We start from the raw sequence: 4,340 nt of genomic DNA, 5'->3' as shown, positions 1-4,340 counted from the left end.
TTCCCTGTCTCATAGCTCAAGTCCGTTAAAACGGACTAATGAATTTTCCTAGTATTTAGTCATCTTTTAGATGACTTTCGCTATTAGCAAGGAACTTGAGTTCCTTGCGGGATGAAGATTTTGCGTTAAGTTGACACCAATAAAGCTCTTGCTTTACCCCTACCTCCTAAATGCTTATTACGCAAAAACAAACTGTTTAGGATCTGTCAAACTCAAACTACTGGCTTGAATTCCCGTCAGAGTAGCTAGAGTTTGATTATTGAAGACAATCGCAGTATCTGCACCAACTTGATTTAACTTGAGTGTGGATGTGGTAATACCTAAACTGACAGCACCACTAATCCCAATCACATCAGTCCCCAGTTGGAAGTCAAGCACGGTATTAGCCGAAGAGGGTAATTCAGCATTGACAATCCAGAATTGGTCAGCGCCAGCACCACCGGAAATTAAGTTACCACCACCAAGACCAACTCTGAAGATATCGTTACCATCACCACCTAAAGCCCGGTCATTGCTACCCAAATAGAAGGTATCATTACCAAGACCACCGGACATCCGGTTATTACCTTGGCCATCTCTAGCATCAAAGGTATCATTACCATCACTACCAAAAGCGCGATCGCCCTTATTCACAAAAATTGTATCTTCACCGCTACCCAGATCAACGATATTGTTACCTGAGTTGGGAAAAGCAGATACAGTGGAAAGGTCTACCTCGTCTTTACCTGCACCTGTAAATACAATATTGTTCTGACCATCGAATTGACTACCAGGAGTGGCAATTAATTTATCATCTCCTGGAGTTCCTACAGTTGTAGATTGGTTGACTGCGAGAGTAAAGATATCATTGACAGTTGCCCCGGCTTTATCTGTCGCAATTACCTTGACATCTAATTTACCGACATTTCCTGTGTTGGGAGTACCACTAAAGGTGCGAGTTGTGGAGTTGAAATTCAGCCAATCTGGTAACTTACTACCATCAGCTAAAGTGGCAGAATATTTAATTAAATCAGGAATTACTGCATCATTAAGCAGTGTATTTTCAAATGTATCTGTTACTAACTGATGCAGTCTGGTTGTGGGATGAACATCGTCCCAAAAAGCATATTGATCAGGATTAACTGGAGTAGTGACTGTAATTAGAGGTTGGGTAATATTCGTGAATTTGTAATTAGCAGGATTAGTCTGAAATGCTGTACTCAAACCAAAGATATCTACCAAAGATAAATCAACATTGAGGGCTGGTTCTAAGTTAGTTAAAGCTTGAGTTAAAGCTGCATTAAAACCAATAGAAATTGCTCTGGCATTCGCTACATTGTTATTAGCAATACTCAAAGGAGTAGCACCCAAGTCTGATAAATTGCCAACAACAATTTCTTTAGCACCTAATCCGGCTAAGGTTGTAATTGCACTACTAATATTAGTAACTGCATTAGTCACAGCCTGAGTAGGATCTGTGGCAAGATTCAGAAAATCATTAGCACCAGCCCAAATTACATACAGTCCATCTCTACCAATGGAATTGGTATTTACAGTTTTAAATTGCTGAATTTGTGTTAATAATCCAGGTACGGTTATTTGCCCAAAAGTATTACTTACTCCTGTATTTGCGCCCAAAAAGGCGTAATTTTGAATTGATGGGTTTGTAAATTGTAAATCAGGGGCAAAGTAATCAACCCAAATTAAGCCATTAGAAAGACGACCTTGATAATTAGGTGATGGTGGAAAGGTGTTACCAGATGCTTTGTAGGCATTACCTGTATCTGAGAGGCTATCACCAAAGATGACGAGGTTTTTATAGGGATTAACTGCGTCTGGATCGGAGAAGGTATCTTTGGGTAGTGTAAATGTAAAGGTAGAATTGACCTTAACTGTTTGATCTACAAGTTGATTTTTGAGGATGGGTGCGGTATTCACGTTTTGTACCTTAATAGTGAACGTATCATTAACAGATGCTCCTGTTTTATCTGTAGCTGCTACTTTAACATTCAGAATACCAACATTATCATTAGTTGGAGTACCGCTAAAGGTGCGAGTTGTGGAATTGAAGGTTAACCAATTTGGTAAAGCATTACCATTTCCTAAGGTTGCTGAATAGGTGAGAATATCACCAGCGTCAATATCTGTGAAGGTGTTGGTGGGAATTTGGAAGTTGAAAGCGTTTCCTTGTTTGGCGTTTTGATCTGCGATTAGGTTAGCAACTATTGGTGCATTGTTGACGACTGCCACATCATCATTGGTAATTGTTCCTACGGCTGTAGCGGTGGCAATTGTGGGATTGGTGGGATTGGAAAGGGCGCAGGCCCTGCGCCCCTACAGATTTTCCAATTTACTGACTGTATTAAATTCAGTAATAATACTGTAGTCATGATTAAACATAATCTGTAATCATGATGAATATATATGAACTCAGAGTGTACAGGATGTGGGAGAGCGAAAATTCGACCGTAGGAATCGCTTTTAGGGATGATGGAATGGAAGTTTCTAGAATTTAAAGCAGGAAACATTGATCTAATTTCACAACAGATAAACACTACAAAGAATTACCCACTCAAAGGAAAACCTATTACCATTGCTAGTGATTTTGATGAACCTATGCCTGAACTTTGGCAAGCATTAGCAGAATGATTTTTCTAGATACCCATATTTGGCTATGGTTGCTTCATGAGCCTAGTCAATTATCACAAGCAGCGCAAGAAGCTATTGAAAGTGAAGAATCCCAAAATGGCTTATTAATTTCAGCAATTTCTGTTTGGGAAGTAGCAGTTAAATCTAGTGTCAATAAATTAGTTTTGCCTTTACCCATTGATGAATGGTATCAGTTAGCGCAAACTGCAAATGCCAAGTAAACTAATTTTTGATAAATAATATTATTACAATGAGAATTATTGCTCGGAGTACCCTAAGAGAATATTGGCAAAAATATCCTGATACAGAACAGCCTTTAAAAGCATGGTTTGATGATGCTACCCGTGCAAATTGGCAAAGTCCATCAGACATTAAAGAAGTTTATGCTAATGCCAGTATTATTACTAATAATCGATTAGTCTTTAATATTAAAGGTAATAATTATCGTTTAATTGTCCACATTCGTTATGAGATTGGGATTATTTTTATTCGTTTTATTGGTACCCATCAAGAATATGACAAGATAGATGCTACAATCATTTATGGAGGTTTGATATTATGAACTTAAAACCAATTAGAACAGAAGCAGATTATCAACAAGCCTTAAAAGAAATTGAACAAATTTTCGAGGCTGAACCTAATACACCAAAATATGAAAAATTAGATATTTTAACGACTTTAGTAGAAGTTTATGAACAACAAAATTATCCTATTGAACCTCCATCGCCCATTGCAGCAATTTTATATTATTTAGAAAGTCGTAATCAAGGCATTTCTACTTTTATTGACAATTTAAAACATCATGGAGTTAGTGAAGAAATAATTAATACTGCTTTAAATGAAATGACTCACGGATGATAGAATGTAGATCACTGTTTTGCGATGATGGGAGGAGCGATAGCGAAGCCCGACCTAGGAATCGCTTTTAGGAATAGGGGGAGTGCGATAGCGAAGCGCTGCTGCAAGCAGTTCGATGTTTGGGGATGTGGGAATGCGATAGCGAAGCGCGACCTAGGAATCGCTTTTGGGGATGTCGAGGAGGTGCGATAGCGAAGCGTTGCTGCAAGCAGTTCGCTGTTTGGGATGATGGGAGTGCGATAGCGAAGCGCTCCGCAGGAATCGCTTCATGAAGAGTACAGTTTTCTACGCACAGGAGCAAAGGGAATTTCTTTACCCTTTTGTTGATAATCTTCCTTCACTAACTCCCAGGCTAATTTTAGTTCTTGCAAAGCTTCTTCGGGAGTATCACCAAAAGCTGAAATGTTAGGTATTTCTTGGAAATGTGCTAACCAATCTCCTTGTTCATCAATATATAAATTAATTGTAAAGCCATTAAAATTATAATTATTTAAAGTCATTACTGATTTCCCTCTTGATATTCAAAGAACTGCTGAATTTGATAGAGTTTTGCTTTTCCATCTTTACGAGGTTGAATTGGTAAAGGTTTGCCACTCGGTGAATACCATAAACGATGACTTCCTTTTTGACGACTAAATTCCCACCCATTCTGAATGAGGAGAGTTTCAAATTCATCAAAAGTTAGATTTTCTGGACTATTTTTAGCTTTTTGCCATAAGTAAGTAGACGAAAATAAATCAAAGTAGATTAAGTAATGTAAAAAATCTGGAGATGATTTCGTAGTAAGGGCTTCAGCCCTCAAATGAGGAATAAATTCCTCACTACAAACTTTGAATTATTCAAGCCGTTCTACT

Annotated in this window: 7 protein-coding genes; 4 read left to right on the top strand and 3 right to left on the bottom strand. The window is 38.1% G+C overall.

Annotation, left to right across the window (positions count from 1 at the left end; genetic code table 11):
* Nucleotides 1-177 precede the first annotated feature (177 nt).
* Nucleotides 178-2,229 (bottom strand): putative Ig domain-containing protein, encoded by a 2,052-nt coding sequence (locus PN450_RS01970; RefSeq protein ID WP_271835260.1) that lies wholly within the window; start codon nt 2,227-2,229, stop codon nt 178-180.
* A gap of 237 nt (nt 2,230-2,466) precedes the next feature.
* Here PN450_RS01970 and PN450_RS01965 point away from each other — a divergent pair, with 237 nt between their 5' ends.
* The 4 genes from PN450_RS01965 to PN450_RS01950 are packed head-to-tail and all read left to right on the top strand — an operon-like array spanning nt 2,467 to nt 3,486.
* A complete protein-coding gene (locus PN450_RS01965; RefSeq protein WP_168633541.1) occupies nt 2,467-2,628 on the top strand; it encodes a hypothetical protein in 162 nt (53 codons plus the stop codon).
* Nucleotides 2,625-2,849, top strand: a complete 225-nt coding sequence (locus tag PN450_RS01960) for a type II toxin-antitoxin system VapC family toxin (RefSeq protein ID WP_015079754.1) — start codon at nt 2,625-2,627, stop codon at nt 2,847-2,849. The genes PN450_RS01965 and PN450_RS01960 overlap by 4 nt, the downstream gene beginning before the upstream one ends.
* A 29-nt stretch (nt 2,850-2,878) precedes the next feature.
* Nucleotides 2,879-3,190: a type II toxin-antitoxin system HigB family toxin gene (locus tag PN450_RS01955; protein WP_271835259.1), complete on the top strand. Its 312-nt coding sequence runs from the start codon at nt 2,879-2,881 to the stop codon at nt 3,188-3,190.
* Nucleotides 3,187-3,486, top strand: coding sequence for a helix-turn-helix domain-containing protein (locus PN450_RS01950; RefSeq protein WP_271835258.1), 300 nt, complete (start codon nt 3,187-3,189; stop codon nt 3,484-3,486). The genes PN450_RS01955 and PN450_RS01950 overlap by 4 nt, the downstream gene beginning before the upstream one ends.
* Before the next feature lie 266 nt (nt 3,487-3,752).
* Here the strand turns inward: PN450_RS01950 and PN450_RS01945 are convergent, their stop codons facing one another.
* Nucleotides 3,753-3,986 carry a type II toxin-antitoxin system HicB family antitoxin gene (locus PN450_RS01945; protein ID WP_015079756.1) on the bottom strand — a complete coding sequence of 78 codons (234 nt, stop codon included), beginning with the start codon at nt 3,984-3,986 and terminating at the stop codon, nt 3,753-3,755.
* Nucleotides 3,986-4,288, bottom strand: coding sequence for a type II toxin-antitoxin system HicA family toxin (locus tag PN450_RS01940; protein ID WP_271835257.1), 303 nt, complete (start codon nt 4,286-4,288; stop codon nt 3,986-3,988). The genes PN450_RS01945 and PN450_RS01940 overlap by 1 nt, the downstream gene beginning before the upstream one ends.
* Between the last annotated feature and the right edge of the window lie 52 nt (nt 4,289-4,340).

The organism is Dolichospermum lemmermannii CS-548 (assembly GCF_028330815.1).
Lineage (GTDB): Bacteria > Cyanobacteriota > Cyanobacteriia > Cyanobacteriales > Nostocaceae > Dolichospermum > Dolichospermum lemmermannii.
The sequence above is the reverse complement of the archived record's forward strand: the minus strand, read 5'-3'. Positions and strand labels throughout refer to the sequence as shown.